The sequence below is a fragment of the Aestuariibaculum scopimerae genome (assembly GCF_059428085.1).
In genome coordinates, this window is record NZ_CM182089.1 from 3,214,239 (window position 1) to 3,230,129 (window position 15,891).

Genomic DNA, 15,891 nt, shown 5'->3' on the forward strand with positions numbered 1-15,891 from the left:
TTGCGCAGTAAATTTTAAGGTTGAGAACAAAATATCTATATAAAACAGAGACTATCCAGGTATTCAAGCAAAACTTGTTGGTATGGAGTCAGCAATTTGAAGATGCAGTTTGGTTAGATTCTAATAACTACAAACAAAAACATGCGAAATACGATGCGGTTTTAGCCGTAGATGCGTTTACGAGTATTAAAACCGATTACCAAGATGCTTTTATGCAATTAAAGGACTATCAAACCTTAACCAGCGATTGGATTTTTGGATATTTAACTTATGATTTGAAAAATGATGTAGAGCAATTGCAATCAAACCATCAGGATGGTTTAAAGTTTCCAGACCTCTATTTTTTTCAACCTAAGCGTTTGTTCTTGTTTAAGGGAGATCAGGTAGAGATACAATACTTAAAACTGGTTGATAATGCCATTGAAACTGATTTAAAGGCGATTGAAAATATTGAAATCCCAAAAGACAAGCCACAAACAGACCCTATTAAGATTAAGCTTCGCATTCATAAAGATGCGTATTTTGAGAAGATTACGGCTATGTTGGATCACATTCACCGTGGGGATATATATGAGGCTAATTTTTGTCAGGAGTTTTATGCTGAAGATACCCACATAAACCCTTTGGAGATTTACAATAAATTGAATGGTATTTCCAATCCGCCATTTGCAACTTTTTTAAAGTGCACCGATAAATACTTGCTGTCGGCATCGCCAGAGCGCTATTTAAAAAAGGACGGCAATAGACTTATATCACAGCCTATTAAAGGTACAGCCAAGCGTTCTTTAAATGGGGAAGAAGACCATGCTTTAAAACAAGAGTTGCGTAATAATGCAAAGGAGCGTAGTGAAAACATTATGATTGTGGATTTGGTAAGGAACGATTTGTCTAAAACAGCTATTAAGGGTAGTGTGGCGGTAGAGGCCTTGTGCGAGATTTACACTTTCGATCAGGTGCATCATATGATTTCTACAGTAACTTCAAAAGTAACCCCAACTACACATCCTGTAGATATTATTGCCAGTACATTTCCTATGGGTAGCATGACCGGGGCGCCCAAGATTTCTGCCATGAAGATCATTGAGGCTTTAGAAGAAACCAAACGTGGGCTTTATTCGGGTGCGGTAGGATATTTTTCACCTACGGGTGATTTTGACTTTAATGTGGTTATTCGAAGTATTCTGTACAATGAAACCAAAAATTATGTGTCCTACTCTGTTGGAGGGGCTATTACGGCTAAAAGCGACCCTTTAAAGGAGTATGAGGAGTGTTTGGTAAAGGCCAAGGCTATGCGCGAGGTGTTGGAGGGGTTTTAAGAAACCGACGCTCACTGGCTACTAAAATACGTTCCACTAGTTGTGCTTCAATATTTTTGACTTTGGCAATATCTATAGGGCTTAGTTTTCCAAAAACAAACAAATCAACAATACCAGTAATGCTAAGTGGTGATTTGCTGTAAAAATCGCTAAGCAGTTTTTTAGTATGTTGGGTTTTCTTTTTGGGGATTTCAAAAGCATTGAGTACAGAGGTGGCTTCATCATCATATAAAAAGACACGTGGTTGGTTGTTTGGTTGGTGGTATGAAATATCATTGAGTTCCTCAAGCATAATATAGTCCATGTCAGAGTCAATAGTAAACCGTTCTTCCAAGTCTTGCAGTTCTTCTTTTAAAATGGCATCTGTACTAAGGGTGTTTTTGTGAAAAGCTTCCTTTTTAAAGAGTGCATCTAAATCGGTATCTACAATTTTAAAGAGCTTTAGTTTAATTTGCATGGCATCCATATCAATATCATAACCATTCTCATAGAACTTGGCAATGGCTTCATCGGTCATGTCGCGTGTTGTGTACATGTTTTTGGGAATAATGCCTGTAGATTCTGCAATGTAAAGTCTGTGCTTAATATAAGCCTGTAAATGTTGGGTGGCAGACACCAATTTTTTATTAAAATTTATTTGTGTTGCTTTATCATTTAGTTTTTCTAGAGTACACATGGCTATATGAATTATGGTTACTCCTTAAAGATACAAAATTTAGAAAGGATGGTATATGACAATTATCATTTCAACTCTTTGTGTTTTTAGCTATTGCCTATTTACAAACAGGTTTGGTTAATAATAGACCCTTAGTAAAGCATGGCCTACTCTTTATTCTCTATTCACTACAACCCAATGGGTGCTTATAATAATAAAAATGGTGGGTATTTGAATAGGCAATGTTGTATCTTTGAGGCATGTTTAAACAATTCCAAAAGCATATAGATTCTCATTTGTCTTTTTTAAAAAGCAAGCGCTTGCTCATTGCTATTTCGGGAGGTATTGACAGTGTGGTTTTAACACATTTATGTAACAAGAAAGGCTTAAATATAGCTCTGGCACATTGTAATTTTAATTTAAGAGGACAAGAAAGCGATGCTGATGAGGATTTTGTGGTAGCATTGGCAGACGACTTGGATTTGGAAGTGTTTGTTGAAAGTTTTGATACAAAAACGTATGCTATAACCAATAAGCGTTCTATACAAATGGCTGCACGGGAACTACGCTACAATTGGTTTAATGAATTGGCAACCCAACTTGCATTTGACTATGTTTTAACGGCCCACCATGCCGATGATAATTTGGAAACGTTTTTAATAAATTTTACTAGAGGGACGGGGTTGGAAGGTTTAACGGGTATTCCCGAGGTTAACGATTATTTTGTACGCCCTCTTTTGCCATTTTCTAGAGAAGCTATTGCAGCTTATGCCAAGGAAAACAAGATTACATGGGTAGAAGATAGTGGCAATAGCACAACAAAATATTTACGTAATAAATTGCGGCATGATGTGATTCCTATTTTAAAGGAAATAAACCCTAGCTTGTTACAAAGCTTTCAAAATACAATGGGGTATTTGAATGATACGTCAACCATTGTAAAAGACCATATAGATGCTGTTTTAGAGCAGGTTATTGAAAGCGCAGACGAAACAGCTATTAAGTACAACATAGCAACACTTAAAAGCCTGAGTTCGCCTAAAGCCTATTTGTATGAACTATTTAAAGCTTATGGATTTACAGCTTGGGATGATGTTTTAAGCTTGTTGGATGCACAACCTGGTAAATATGTAGTTTCTGAAACGCACCGCTTGATAAAGGATCGGGACGTTTTAATTTTAAGCGGTTTGGGGCCAGTAGAAACCAATACTATACATGTTTTAAAAACAGATGTGCATGTTGAAACACCTTTGGGTGTTTTGTTTTTTGATAAGACAGATACTCTTGAAAATGTACAGGCCAATACGATTTATGTAGATAAAGCACTATTAGAATACCCATTAACCATAAGAAAACGTAAAGAGGGAGATGTATTTTATCCGTTGGGAATGACGGGTAAAAAGAAGTTGAGTAAATATTTTAAAGATGAAAAGTTTTCTTTGCTAGATAAGGAAGCTACTTGGTTATTGTGTTCGGGAGACCGTATTGTTTGGGTAATAAACCACCGGGCTGATGACCGGTTTAGGGTAACAGAGCGTACCAGGGACATTTTAAAAATTACATTGCATAAATGATTGTACAGGGGCACATAGTAGATATACACAACAAGCGTATTTACAAAGGTGAAATTACGGTTAAAAGCGGTAAGATTGTGTCTGTTATAGAAAAAGCACATGCTGTAAATAACTATATTATTCCGGGCTTTATAGACGCTCACATACATATTGAAAGTTCGATGCTCGTGCCAAGTGAGTTTGCCCGTTTGGCAGTAATGCATGGTACGGTAGCTACAGTATCTGATCCGCATGAAATAGCTAATGTTCTTGGTGTGGAAGGGGTTACGTTTATGATTGAAAATGGACATAAGGTGCCCTTTAAATTCAACTTTGGAGCACCTTCGTGTGTACCGGCCACTACTTTTGAGTCGGCGGGAGCAGTTATAGACTCCAATGCCATTAAAACACTTCTAGAAAACCCTGAGATAAAATATTTAGCTGAAATGATGAACTACCCGGGCGTTTTGTTTAATGACGCAGAGGTTATGCAAAAAATAGCTTGGGCCAAACATTACAACAAACCTGTTGATGGTCATGCACCAGGGCTAAAAGGGGAAGCCATTTCAAAGTACATACAGGCAGGTATTACTACCGATCATGAATGTTTTACCTATGAGGAAGCCTTAGAAAAGCTCCAAAAAGGCATGAAGGTTATTATTCGAGAGGGAAGTGCTGCTAAAAATTTTGATGCCTTGATAGATTTAGCCAATACCCATTTTGAGGCTATGATGTTCTGTAGTGACGATAAGCATCCAGACGATTTAATGCTAGGACATATAAACCAACTTTGTGCTAGGGCCGTAGCAAAAGGTATTGATGTATTTAGTGTATTACAAATGGCCTGTACAAATCCAGTAAACCATTATAACTTAGATGTTGGTTTACTGCGTGAAGGGGATTCTGCGGATTTTATTGTAGTAGAAGATTTGATAGATTTTAAAACGTTACAAACATATATAAATGGCGAACTGGTTTTTAATGATGGTACATCATTAATACCTCGGGTTTCATTTAAAATCTTGAATAATTTTAAATGCACCATTAAAGCGGTTACGGATTTTAAACAGAAGGCTTCGGCAAAAAAAATACGTGTTATTGAAGCCCTGGAAGGGCAATTGGTTACTAATCAACTTACAATGGATGCCTTTGCTGTGGATGGTAACTTGGTTTCTAATACCAATACCGATGTTTTAAAAATGGCTGTGGTAAACCGTTACAATAATAGTAAGCCGGCATTGGCCTTTATTAAGAATTTTGGACTAAAGGAAGGTGCCATAGCATCATCTGTAGGTCACGATTCACATAATATCATTGCAGTTGGAGCTACCGATGCAGCTATATGTAAAGCGGTTAACTTACTTATAGAAAATAAAGGTGGTATTTGTGCTGTCTCAAATACCGATAGTAGTATACTACCACTACCAGTAGCTGGTATTATGAGTGATAAGGATGGAAAAACAGTTGGAAATGCCTATGCCCAATTGGACAAGAAGGCTAAACAGTTGGGAAGTACCTTAAATGCCCCTTACATGACCTTATCGTTTATGGCTTTATTGGTTATTCCTGCTTTAAAGTTAAGCGATAAAGGTTTGTTTGATGGTGCTAATTTTAAATTTATCCCTTTAGAAGTTCATTAAATATGCCCATTATAGAATCTACTTACAAGCCTTTCTTTCTCTTTAAAAATGGATTTATCTCTACAGTGTATTCGGGATTGGTTAGGCGGGTTACATTAAAGCAAGAGCGCGAACGTATCACATTAAGTGATGGAGATTTTCTAGACCTAGATTGGAGCCATTCCAAAACAAAAACCGATAAGCTTATTTTATGCTTTCATGGATTGGAAGGGCACGGACAACGACCTTATGTTACGGGTGTGGCTAAATTATTTAACGCTAATGGTATTGACGCTATATGTGCAAACTTTCGGGGCTGTAGTGGTGAAGATAACCTAAAATATAGAAGTTACCATTCTGGTGCTACAGAAGATATTGAGGACATTGTTGCACATGTGCTAGCTTTAAAAAAATATAAAGTAATTTATTTGTACGGTATAAGTTTGGGGGCTAACCTGATTTTAAAGTATTTGGGAGAAAACAATAAACTTCCGGTAGAAATTAAAGCAGGAGTTGCCATTTCGGTACCTGCTGATTTAAATGGTTCTTGTATGGAGCTTCTTAAATCTAAAAACAGGTTATATGCCAATCGCTTTTTAAATCATTTAAAGAAAAAATTGATTAATAAGTTGGTAAAGTATCCTGACGACCTCTCTGTTGAAGACTTTTGTTCCATTTTAACCTTGAGGGATTTTGATGACGTTTACACGTCTAGAGCCCATGGTTTTAAAAATGCTACCGATTATTATAAAAAGTGTAGTTGTTTGCAGTTTCTACAAAATATAAAAGTCCCTACTTTGATAATTAATGCGCTAAACGATTCGTTTTTATCACAAACCTGTTATCCTGTAAACGAAGCCAAACAAAATCCCAATTTGTTTTTAGAAATGCCAAAATATGGCGGGCATGTAGGTTTTATCGCTAGCAATAATGTGTATTATAATGAGCGAAAGGCACTTAAGTTCGTTATGGATTCATAAAAAAAAGTTAAAATCCTTAAGTAAGCAGGCTTTTTTGTAATTTTAAAAGAAAACGGTTTTATACACTAAGTGTAACACGTTTTTGCTATTACTTAACATAAAACACCAGTAACATGCCAACTTACAAATTAAACGTTAATGAAAAGACACATACAGTGGATGTTGATGAAAGCACGCCATTGTTATGGGTTTTAAGAGATGCTCTAGATTTAGTTGGAACCAAATATGGGTGTGGTATTGGGCAATGTGGTGCATGCACCATACATTTTGATGGCGTAGCCACCAGAAGCTGTCTAATACCCGTATCAGCCGTTGGGGACACTAAGATTACGACTATTGAAGGATTGTCTGAAGACAATAGTCATCCCGTTCAAAAAGCCTGGAAGAAGTAGATGTACCACAATGTGGTTACTGCCAAGCAGGCCAAATAATGACCGCCTCTGCATTTTTGGAACAAAACAGCAGTCCAACTGTAGATGAGGTAAGAACAGCCATGCACAGCAATATTTGCAGATGCAGCGCTTATAATCGGATTGAACAGGCGGTATGTCTTGCTGCTAAAATAGAAACTAAATAACGGGAATTATGGAAACAAGCACAAGCAACATAACGTTTAGTAGAAGATCTTTTATAAAAACAGTAGGCTTATCCAGCGGCGGTATCTTATTTGGGTTTACCTTGCTAGAAGCCTGCAAAGATAGTAGCAAGGTTTTATTGGATGCTGAAAACCTAAACTTTCAAGATTTCAATGCCTTTATAAAAATTGCTGAGAATGGTATGGTAACTATCTATTCGCCCAACCCAGAAATAGGGCAAGGTGTTAAAACCTCTATGCCTATGCTAATAGCAGAAGAATTAGACGTGCCTTGGGAACATGTTTTTGTAGAACAGGCAGGGTTAGATACAGAGAATTTTACCAGACAGGTAGCAGGTGGTAGTAACTCTATAAGACATTCTTGGATGCCCCTAAGGCAAACAGGAGCCACCGCTAGACAAATGCTAATAAATGCTGCAGCCATTAAATGGGGTGTTTCTCCAGATGAATGTTATACAGAACAGGGCATTATAAAAAATGCCAAAGGCGATACCTTAGGGTATGGCGATGTAGTTGCAGAAGCAGCAAAATTAGAAGTACCTGAAGATGTTAAACTAAAAAGTGTTAAAGGTTTTAAAATTATAGGGAAAGACATTAAAAATGTAGATATAGATAAAATTACGTCTGGCGAGCCTTTATTTGGCTTCGATTACAAAAAAGAAGGCATGGTTTACGCTACGGCCTTAAGACCGCCTGCTTTTGGACAAGAGCTTGTAGGCTTTGATGATACAGAAGCTAGAAAGGTAAGTGGCGTTATAGATGTCTTTCAATTTGGAAATAAAATTGCTGTTTTGGCAAGTAATACATGGGCAGCTATTTCGGGAAAAAAAGCCTTAGAAGCTACTTGGAGTTCAGATGAAAACCTTATGAGTACAGAGGATCATGACAGAGAACTTGTAAAACTATTTGATTCTAAGGCTCTAAATGAAGTAATATCTGATGGTAATTTTAAAATGGCCAAACGCCAAGCCGATAAGGTTGTAGAGCACATATATGAAGCGCCTTTTATACCTCATAATTGTATGGAACCCATGAACTTTTTTGCGCATGTAACCGATTCGCATGTTGAGTTGGCAGGGCCTATACAAACGCCAGAAGGCACGGCACGACAAGTAGCTAGGCTATTGAATAGGAATGAGAATGATATTTCTTTACAGATGACAAGAATGGGGGGTGGTTTTGGAAGACGTTTGATAGGTGACTTTGTTTTGGAAGCGGCAGAAATTTCCAATATATCTAAAAAACCAATTAAATTAATCTACACTAGAGAAGACGATATGACATCTGGTATTTACCGCCCCATGGTAAAATATAAAATAAGTGCCGCTATTAAAGATTCTAAAGTCATTGGCTACCATTTGCAGGAAGCTGCTATAGGCAGCGGTATAAACAAATCGCGAGCGAGTTACTTTCCTGCTGGATCGATAGAAAATTATCAGGTAGATGCGGCTAGGCTTGATAGTGAAATTACTACCGGACCTTGGCGAGCGCCAGTTTGCAATTTCTTGGCAAATGCCGAACAAAGCTTTTTTGATGAACTTGCAGAGGAATTAAACCAAGATCCTGTGGCACTTCGTTTGGAATTGCTAGAGGAGGCCAAGAAAAATAAAAGTGATAGAATGCAGTATTCTCCAGAACGTATGGAAGCTGTTATAAAAATGGCTGTAGAAAAATCCAATTGGGGAAGTCCTAAAGAAGGGGTCTATCAAGGGTTTAGTGCTTATTACAGTCATAATTCCCATGTTGCAGAAGTTGCCGAGGTTGTTTTAAAAGATAACATACCTGTAGTTACCAAAGTGTATTGTGTAGTAGATTGTGGGATAGTTGTTAACCCATTAGGTGCTAAAAACCAAATCGAAGGAGGGGTTATAGATGGTATAGGCCATGCGATGTATGGTGAAATAACATTTAAGAAAGGGGCCCCAGAGCTTTCCAATTTTGGAGATTATCGTTTAATTAGAATGGCCGAGACCCCAGTTGTGGAAAGCTATTTTATTGATAGTGATGAAGCCCCAACAGGATTAGGGGAACCTACCTTACCACCTGCCGGAGCAGCAGTTGCCAATGCTATATATGCAGCAACAGGTAAGCGTTTAAGAAAACAGCCTTATATTAAAAACATGAACCTTTCATAAGCTTTTATGACGCATGAGTTTAAAGACATAGTGCAGCAAGCTTTTGCAGCCAATAGCGAGGGGTTAAAATCTGTACTTGCTACGGTTGTAGCGCTAGATGGTTCATCCTATCGTAGACCAGGGGTAAGAATGCTTATCTTAGAGGATGGCAGTATGGTTGGAGCCGTAAGTGGTGGCTGTGTAGAAAAAGAAGTATTGTTGCAGTCGCAATCAGTTTTCAAAACAGGAACTGCTAAAATAATGACTTATGATGGTAGATACAGATTGGGCTGTGAAGGTGTTTTGTATATATTATTGGAGGCATTTACCCCCTCTAAAGCGTTTCATGAAGCTTTTTCCAATTGTTTAGAACAACGAGATGTTTTTCAAATAACATCTTACTATATAAAGGAGGCCGGTGTTTATTTGGATATAGGTTCTATTGTTAAAATAAACACCCTTGAATTTCCCATTCAAGGAGACAGGCATAAAGTAAACAAAAGGCATTTGAATTTTGTGCAAAATATGCCCCCATGCTTTAGATTAATAATCATAGGTGCCGAGCATGATGCTGTGCAATTGTGTAAATATGCTAGTTTAACAGGCTGGGAGGTTACAGTTATTTCTGGGGTTAATGCTTCAAAATCCATTGCAAATTTTCCTGGTGCCAAAGACTTTCATGCTATAGAACCAGAAGCTTTGAATTTGATTTCTATAGATGCACAAACAGCCATTGTTTTAATGACGCATAGTTTTGCAAACGATTTACGTTATTTGGTAGCATTGAATAAAACATGTCCTAACTACATAGGTATCTTGGGGCCAACAAAGCGAAGAGAAGATTTGCTATCTCAGTTTATAGAATATTGTCCAGACGTTGAAGAAGCATTTTTAAATACAATTCATGGTCCAGCGGGCATCGATATTGGTTCTGAAACGCCACAAGAAATAGCGGTCTCTATTGTCTCAGAAATTTTGGCTGTTACACGTAAAAGAGATACCATATCTTTAAGCAAAAAAAGAGGAAAGATTCATTCCAGTCCCTAATGACGGCCAACCATGTAAAACCAAATATTGCAATTGCCATATTGGCGGCGGGTGCATCCAAGCGTATGGGAGAAGCTAAACAGCTTTTGCCTTGGGCAGATGGTACACTTTTAACTCATACAATACAAAACGCATTACAATTAAAAGTTACTGAGGTAAGCGTAGTATTGGGGGCCAATTACCATACAATTTATAATGCTATTAAAGCATATCCCATTAAGGTATTAAATAATAAAGATTGGCAGATGGGTTTAGGCAAATCCATTGCTAATGCAGCTACCTATTATAAGAGTTCAGCATTAAACATTGGCGGACTATTGATTGTTTTGGCCGATCAACCATTTATTACAAGTGCCTATTTAGAGGAGATGATTGCAAACTTTGAGCCTAACAAAAACCAGATTATTGCAACACTTTATGAAACTGGAAAAAGAGGTGTGCCTGTACTTTTTGATAAAGCATATTTAAAGACGTTATCTGATTTAAATGATGACCGGGGCGCACAGCATTTATTGAAAACTTACAAATCTTATGTTAAGGCTTTACAAGCTCCTCAAAAAAACATAGATTTGGATTCAAAAGAAGACTATATAAGTGCTTATAAGGCGAATTTTAAAAAATAACGATGCATTCATCACCTGAAGACAAGGCCAAGACACCTGAAACATTTTCAGATTTGAAAACAACAGCTCCACCAAAAAACAGTGTAGGGTTTCCCGCTATGGGGTCAGTTATAAAGCAGGTATCAAAGTACATGAATCCAGTAGATGCCTTAAAAATATCATTAAAACTTAATCAGAAAGGTGGATTTGATTGTCCGGGATGTGCTTGGCCAGATCCTGATGATGAGCGTTCAGTACTAGGCGAATATTGTGAGAATGGCATGAAAGCCATGGCAGAAGAGGCGCAAAATAAAACCATTGGTGCAACCTTTTTTAAAACACATGCTATAGATACATTGGCAGGGTGGTCAGATTTTGAGTTAGGTAAATCAGGACGTTTAGCAGAACCTATGTTCCTAGAAGCCGGGGCTACACATTACCAACCAATTACATGGGAGGCCGCTTTTAAAATGGTTGGGGCACATTTAAATGCGTTGGATAGCCCTGATGAAGCTGTATTCTATACTTCAGGAAGGACCACTAACGAAGCTGCATTTTTATACCAATTGTTTGTTAGGGAGTTTGGAACAGCAAATTTACCAGACTGTTCTAATATGTGTCATGAGGCCAGTGGTAAGGCATTATCTGAAACTTTAGGCATAGGCAAAGGATCGGTTACTTTAAGCGATTTGCACAAAGCCGAGTTAATTATGGTAATAGGGCAAAACCCTGCAACAAACCATCCAAGAATGTTAACAGCCTTAGAGAAATGTAAAAAGCAAGGCGGAAAGATTATAGCAATAAATCCGCTTCCTGAAGCAGGCTTGGTAAAATTTACAAACCCACAAAGTCCAACTAAACTAGTAACAGGAGGCACCAAAATAGCCGATGTGTTTGTACCTATTACTATTAATGGTGATGTTGCTTTTATAAAGGCCATTCTAATTAAATTGCTTGAACAGGAAACACAACAGGGTGGTGTTTTTGATAAGGATTTCATTAATGAATACACACATGGTTACCAAGCTTTTATTGATGATTTAAAACAATATGACTTCGATACATGCTTAAAACTATCGGGTGTTGCTAGAGACGTATTTGATGCTGCTTACAATTTAATACTCAATAATGAAAAGATTGTTATTTGTTGGGCTATGGGTTTAACACAGCATCAAAACGCTGTTGATAATATTCGCGAGTTAGTCAATCTACTACTCTTAAAAGGAAGTATTGGTAAAGAAGGTGCAGGTACATGTCCCGTTAGAGGGCATTCTAATGTGCAAGGTGATAGAACGGTAGGAATATGGGAAGCCGCCCCTCAAGCATTTTTAGATAAAATTGAAGCTAAGTATGGATTTAAACCAACCACAAAGCATGGCTATTCGGTTATAGAAGCCATTAAAGCCATGTATAAAGGTAATGCCAAAGTCTTTTTTGGCTTAGGGGGTAATTTTATATCGGCAGTTCCAGATACCTTATATGCAGCCAAAGCATTGGCTAATTGCAATTTAACAGTTCACGTAAGCACTAAATTGAACAGGTCGCACTTAGTTACAGGAAAAGAAGCGCTTATATTGCCATGTTTGGGAAGATCGGAGAAGGACTATCAAAAAACAGGTATGCAAGTGCAAAGTGTAGAAAACTCTATGGGTATTGTGTCTTCAACAAAGGGTATTCTAGAGCCATGCTCAAATAAATTACTAAGTGAGGTGGCTGTAGTTTGTGGAGTAGCCCATGCCACATTAAAGGGTCGCTCTAAAATAAGCTGGTTAAATTATAAGGACGATTACAATTTAGTACGTAATGATATTCAAGATGTTGTTACAGGCTTTAACGATTATAATATACGCTTGCAACAGCCTGCAGGGTTTTACCTGCCCAATGGGGCTCGTATTAGGCAATTTAATACCAAAACCCGAAAAGCTAATTTTTCCATAAACAAATTACCAACATGGAAGCTGAAGGGCTTGGAGTTGATGATGATGACCATACGTAGTCACGATCAATTCAACACAACCATTTATGGCTTAGATGATCGATATCGAGGCGTTTATAATGAACGTCGCGTTATATTCATGAATCGTGAAGACATGAAAGTTAGAAAATTACAGGAGCACCAAGTGGTCAATTTAAAATCTGAATTTAATGGCGTTATTAGACAAGCAAATCAATTTAAAGTAGTGGGGTATGATATGCCTAAAAACTGCTGCGCTACCTATTTTCCTGAAGCTAATATATTAGTTCCATTAGATAGTTATGCCCATACAGCCAAAACACCTGCCTCTAAAAGTGTAGTCATAACCATAGAGGCTATTTAATATTCTTTATTTATTTGTATTTCTAGAAGCTATATATTGCTTAATATGTAGTAATGGATGTATCAATTTGTGAAATCTACAAAAATTCACTACTTACGTAAAAAATCAGCACAACTACGTAATCAAAATTAAGTATATTTACTTATATTTGTACTTTAAATACGTAGTTATGAAAAAAATCATTGTTATAGGTAACGGTATGGTTGGTTATAAATTCTGTGAAAAGTTTGTAGCCAAGTCTGGTAGTAACGCATATAAAATAACTGTTTTTGGTGAAGAACCCAGACCAGCGTATGATCGCGTACATTTAAGCGAATATTTTGAAAATAAAGACGCTAAAGCCTTAGAAATGGCTCCTAGGGAATGGTATGAGTCCCATAACATTGAATTGATAACCAATGAGCGTATTACAGACATACACAGGTCTTCAAAAAAAGTAACCTCCTCTAAAGACATTAATTATAAATACGATTATTTAGTATTGGCAACAGGGTCATCGCCCTTTGTACCCAATATTAAAGGAATAGAGAAAAAAGGCATATTTGTTTATAGGACCATAGAAGATTTAGAAGGTATGCTTGCTTATGCCGATGCTATTCAAAAAGGAAGAACCGATAAAATAAAAGCTGCGGTACTGGGTGGTGGTCTATTAGGGTTAGAAGCTGCTAAGGCGGTAATGGATATGGGGTTTGAACCTCATGTGGTAGAATTTGCCCCTAAATTAATGCCTAGGCAATTAGACACAAGATCGAGTAAGGTTTTAATGGAAAAAATAGAGTCTTTGGGTATAAAAGTGCATTTATCTAAAGCCACAAATAAAATTCTGGGAGATGATGCCATAACCGGGATGGAGTTTGGAGAATATGACAAAATAGATGTTGAAATGTTGGTTATCTCAGCAGGTATTAGGCCACGGGATGAGTTAGGAAAGACCTGCGACCTGGAAATGGGTGTTAGAGGAGGTATTGTAGTGAATGAAAAAATGCAAACCTCAGATCCAGAGATTTATGCTATTGGAGAAGTAGCACTATACAATCAAATGATTTATGGGTTGGTAGCTCCTGGTTACGATATGGCTGAGGTTGCCGTTAATCAAATATTGGGTAGTACCGATGTGGTTATGAGCAAGGATATAGATATGTCTACCAAACTCAAGCTTATTGGCGTGGATGTGGCCAGTTATGGAGAGCCTTTTATGCCTGTAGAAAAAGGATATTCCATTATTTATGAAAACAAAACCAAAAACTTATATAAGCGTATCAACGTTAGCCATGATGGCAAAAAGTTGTTGGGAGGCATTTTAGTTGGTGATGCATCCGATTATAATATGTTCCATCAAATATACTTAAACGGCTTACCAATTCCTGAAGATGCTGAAGAATTGATTATAGGAAGTCGAGGAGAAGGCGGGGCGTCTTTTGGTAGTGTTATGGATATCCCTGATGTTGCACAAGTATGTTCTTGCGAAAGTGTTACCAAAGGAGATATATGCTGTTCTATAACAGATGGTGATTGTGAAAATCTGGGAGATGTTGTTACAAGAACAAAGGCAACTACAGGATGTGGAGGCTGTAAGCCCATGGTAGTGGATTTGGTTAATGAAACTCTAAAATCTTTAGGTAAAGAAGTTAAAGAAGTGCTATGTGAGCACTTTAGCTTTAATAGACAAGAATTGTACGACTTGGTAAAAGTCAATAAAGTTAAAGATTATGATGAGGCATTAAACTTGTTTGGAGAAGGTGATGGTTGTGAAATATGTAAGCCAGCCTTGGCGTCCATCTTTGCAACCATAACAATGGAAACACCTAATAAGCAAGTGGGTATTCAAGATACGAATGATCGTTTTTTGGCAAATATCCAACGTAATGGTACCTATTCGGTAGTTCCCAGAGTTGCTGGTGGAGAAATTACCCCCGATAAATTAATAGTATTGGGGCAAGTTGCCAAAAAGTATGATTTGTACACTAAAATAACCGGTGGACAGCGCATCGATTTATTTGGTGCACAGTTACATGAATTACCACTAATTTGGGAAGAGTTGATTAACGCTGGGTTTGAAAGTGGACATGCCTATGGAAAATCACTTAGAACAGTAAAAAGTTGTGTGGGCTCTACATGGTGCCGCTATGGTATGCATGAAAGTGTAACCTTTGCCATAGAAATAGAAAACCGCTATAAAGGTTTACGCTCACCACATAAATTAAAAGGTGGTGTATCTGGTTGTATTAGGGAGTGTGCAGAAGCAAGAGGCAAAGATTTTGGATTAATAGCTGTTGAAGGTGGATGGAATTTGTATGTATGTGGAAATGGTGGCGCAACCCCCAAACATGCTGTTCTTTTTGCCGAACAATTGGATGATAAAACAGCGATCAAGTATTTAGACAGATTCTTGATGTTCTATTTAAGAACTGCAGGTCCTTTGGTTAGAACAGCACCATGGCTAGATAAGCTAGAAGGCGGTATAGAGTATTTAAAGCAAGTAGTAATAGAGGATTCTTTGGGTATTGCCGAAGAGTTAGAGTTAGAAATGCAAGGTCTTGTAAACAAGTACGAGTGTGAATGGAAACAAGCCATCGAAGACCCTAACATGAGAAAGCGTTTCAAGCACTTTGTAAATTCTGATGATACCGATGACAACTTGGTTTTTGTGCCTATGCGTGATCAAAAAATGCCAAAAGCTTGGACATAATAAACAAACCATAAACAGTAAAATATGCAAGATATACTCAATCAATACAAAACAGTAGCAGAGGCCGAGGTGGTTACTTGGTTTAAGGTAGGAGCCGTTTCAGATTTTCCAGAAAACAGTGGCGCCTGTATAAAATATAAAACCAAACAAATCGCTGTTTATAATTTTGTTAGAAAAAACAAGTGGTACGCTTGCCAAAATTTATGTCCGCATAAAATGGAAATGGTTTTATCACTTGGTATGATAGGCGATAAAGAAGGCATAGCTAAAGTGGCATGCCCTATGCATAAAAAGAATTTTTCATTAGAAGATGGAACAAACTTAGGTGGCGACGATTTAAAAATAGCCGTGTATCCTGTTAAAATTGAAGCTGAAAATGTGTATATTGGCTTTGTAGATTAAC

Annotated in this window: 11 protein-coding genes and 1 pseudogene; 11 read left to right on the top strand and 1 reads right to left on the bottom strand. The window is 37.5% G+C overall.

The genetic code is table 11. From position 1 onward, the window contains the following. The first annotated feature begins 20 nt into the window (after positions 1-20). Entirely contained in the window at positions 21-1,316 is a 1,296-nt protein-coding gene (locus AC5SR4_RS13950; protein WP_495356887.1) for an anthranilate synthase component I family protein, read from the top strand. Here AC5SR4_RS13950 and AC5SR4_RS13955 read toward each other — a convergent pair. Continuing rightward, positions 1,288-1,992 (bottom strand): hypothetical protein, encoded by a 705-nt coding sequence (locus AC5SR4_RS13955; RefSeq protein ID WP_495356888.1) that lies wholly within the window; start codon positions 1,990-1,992, stop codon positions 1,288-1,290. The two genes, AC5SR4_RS13950 and AC5SR4_RS13955, sit on opposite strands and share 29 nt — an antisense overlap. Positions 1,993-2,231: 239 nt before the next feature. Here AC5SR4_RS13955 and tilS point away from each other — a divergent pair, with 239 nt between their 5' ends. The 10 genes and pseudogenes from tilS (at position 2,232) to nirD (ending at position 15,890) form a co-directional block, all read left to right on the top strand. Next, positions 2,232-3,545 (top strand): tRNA lysidine(34) synthetase TilS, encoded by a 1,314-nt coding sequence (tilS, locus tag AC5SR4_RS13960; RefSeq protein WP_495356889.1) that lies wholly within the window; start codon positions 2,232-2,234, stop codon positions 3,543-3,545. Beyond that, complete coding sequence (gene ade / locus AC5SR4_RS13965) at positions 3,542-5,164, top strand: adenine deaminase (RefSeq protein ID WP_495356890.1); 1,623 nt, start codon at positions 3,542-3,544, stop codon at positions 5,162-5,164. Before tilS ends, ade begins: the two co-directional genes overlap by 4 nt. Positions 5,165-5,166: 2 nt before the next feature. Next, positions 5,167-6,123 carry a YheT family hydrolase gene (locus tag AC5SR4_RS13970; protein WP_495356891.1) on the top strand — a complete coding sequence of 319 codons (957 nt, stop codon included), beginning with the start codon at positions 5,167-5,169 and terminating at the stop codon, positions 6,121-6,123. 113 nt (positions 6,124-6,236) lie between these two features. Then, a pseudogene (locus tag AC5SR4_RS13975) lies at positions 6,237-6,700 on the top strand ((2Fe-2S)-binding protein). Positions 6,701-6,708: 8 nt separating this feature from the next. Then, positions 6,709-8,853 carry a xanthine dehydrogenase family protein molybdopterin-binding subunit gene (locus AC5SR4_RS13980; RefSeq protein ID WP_495356892.1) on the top strand — a complete coding sequence of 715 codons (2,145 nt, stop codon included), beginning with the start codon at positions 6,709-6,711 and terminating at the stop codon, positions 8,851-8,853. 6 nt (positions 8,854-8,859) lie between these two features. Next, on the top strand, positions 8,860-9,879 hold the full coding sequence (locus AC5SR4_RS13985) for an XdhC family protein (protein ID WP_495356893.1): 1,020 nt from the start codon (positions 8,860-8,862) through the stop codon (positions 9,877-9,879). After that, the gene (locus AC5SR4_RS13990) at positions 9,879-10,502 is read left to right on the top strand and encodes a nucleotidyltransferase family protein (protein WP_495356894.1); all 624 of its coding nucleotides are present in this window, start codon (positions 9,879-9,881) and stop codon (positions 10,500-10,502) included. The genes AC5SR4_RS13985 and AC5SR4_RS13990 overlap by 1 nt, the downstream gene beginning before the upstream one ends. A gap of 2 nt (positions 10,503-10,504) precedes the next feature. Continuing rightward, positions 10,505-12,799 carry an FdhF/YdeP family oxidoreductase gene (locus AC5SR4_RS13995; RefSeq protein WP_495356895.1) on the top strand — a complete coding sequence of 765 codons (2,295 nt, stop codon included), beginning with the start codon at positions 10,505-10,507 and terminating at the stop codon, positions 12,797-12,799. Positions 12,800-12,968: 169 nt separating this feature from the next. Further along, positions 12,969-15,488 carry a nitrite reductase large subunit NirB gene (nirB, locus tag AC5SR4_RS14000; protein ID WP_495356896.1) on the top strand — a complete coding sequence of 840 codons (2,520 nt, stop codon included), beginning with the start codon at positions 12,969-12,971 and terminating at the stop codon, positions 15,486-15,488. Between the two features lie 24 nt (positions 15,489-15,512). Beyond that, a complete protein-coding gene (gene nirD, locus AC5SR4_RS14005) occupies positions 15,513-15,890 on the top strand; it encodes a nitrite reductase small subunit NirD (RefSeq protein ID WP_495356897.1) in 378 nt (125 codons plus the stop codon). The last annotated feature ends 1 nt before the right edge of the window (position 15,891 follow it).

Bases quoted from the DNA above. Each gene is read 5' to 3' on its own strand.
- AC5SR4_RS13955 (WP_495356888.1), bottom strand. From the start codon at position 1,992: ATGTGTACTCTAGAAAAACTAAATGATAAAGCAACACAAATAAATTTT.
- tilS (WP_495356889.1), top strand. From the start codon at position 2,232: ATGTTTAAACAATTCCAAAAGCATATAGATTCTCATTTGTCTTTTTTA.
- ade (WP_495356890.1), top strand. From the start codon at position 3,542: ATGATTGTACAGGGGCACATAGTAGATATACACAACAAGCGTATTTAC.
- AC5SR4_RS13970 (WP_495356891.1), top strand. From the start codon at position 5,167: ATGCCCATTATAGAATCTACTTACAAGCCTTTCTTTCTCTTTAAAAAT.
- AC5SR4_RS13980 (WP_495356892.1), top strand. From the start codon at position 6,709: ATGGAAACAAGCACAAGCAACATAACGTTTAGTAGAAGATCTTTTATA.
- AC5SR4_RS13985 (WP_495356893.1), top strand. From the start codon at position 8,860: ATGACGCATGAGTTTAAAGACATAGTGCAGCAAGCTTTTGCAGCCAAT.
- AC5SR4_RS13990 (WP_495356894.1), top strand. From the start codon at position 9,879: ATGACGGCCAACCATGTAAAACCAAATATTGCAATTGCCATATTGGCG.
- AC5SR4_RS13995 (WP_495356895.1), top strand. From the start codon at position 10,505: ATGCATTCATCACCTGAAGACAAGGCCAAGACACCTGAAACATTTTCA.
- nirB (WP_495356896.1), top strand. From the start codon at position 12,969: ATGAAAAAAATCATTGTTATAGGTAACGGTATGGTTGGTTATAAATTC.
- nirD (WP_495356897.1), top strand. From the start codon at position 15,513: ATGCAAGATATACTCAATCAATACAAAACAGTAGCAGAGGCCGAGGTG.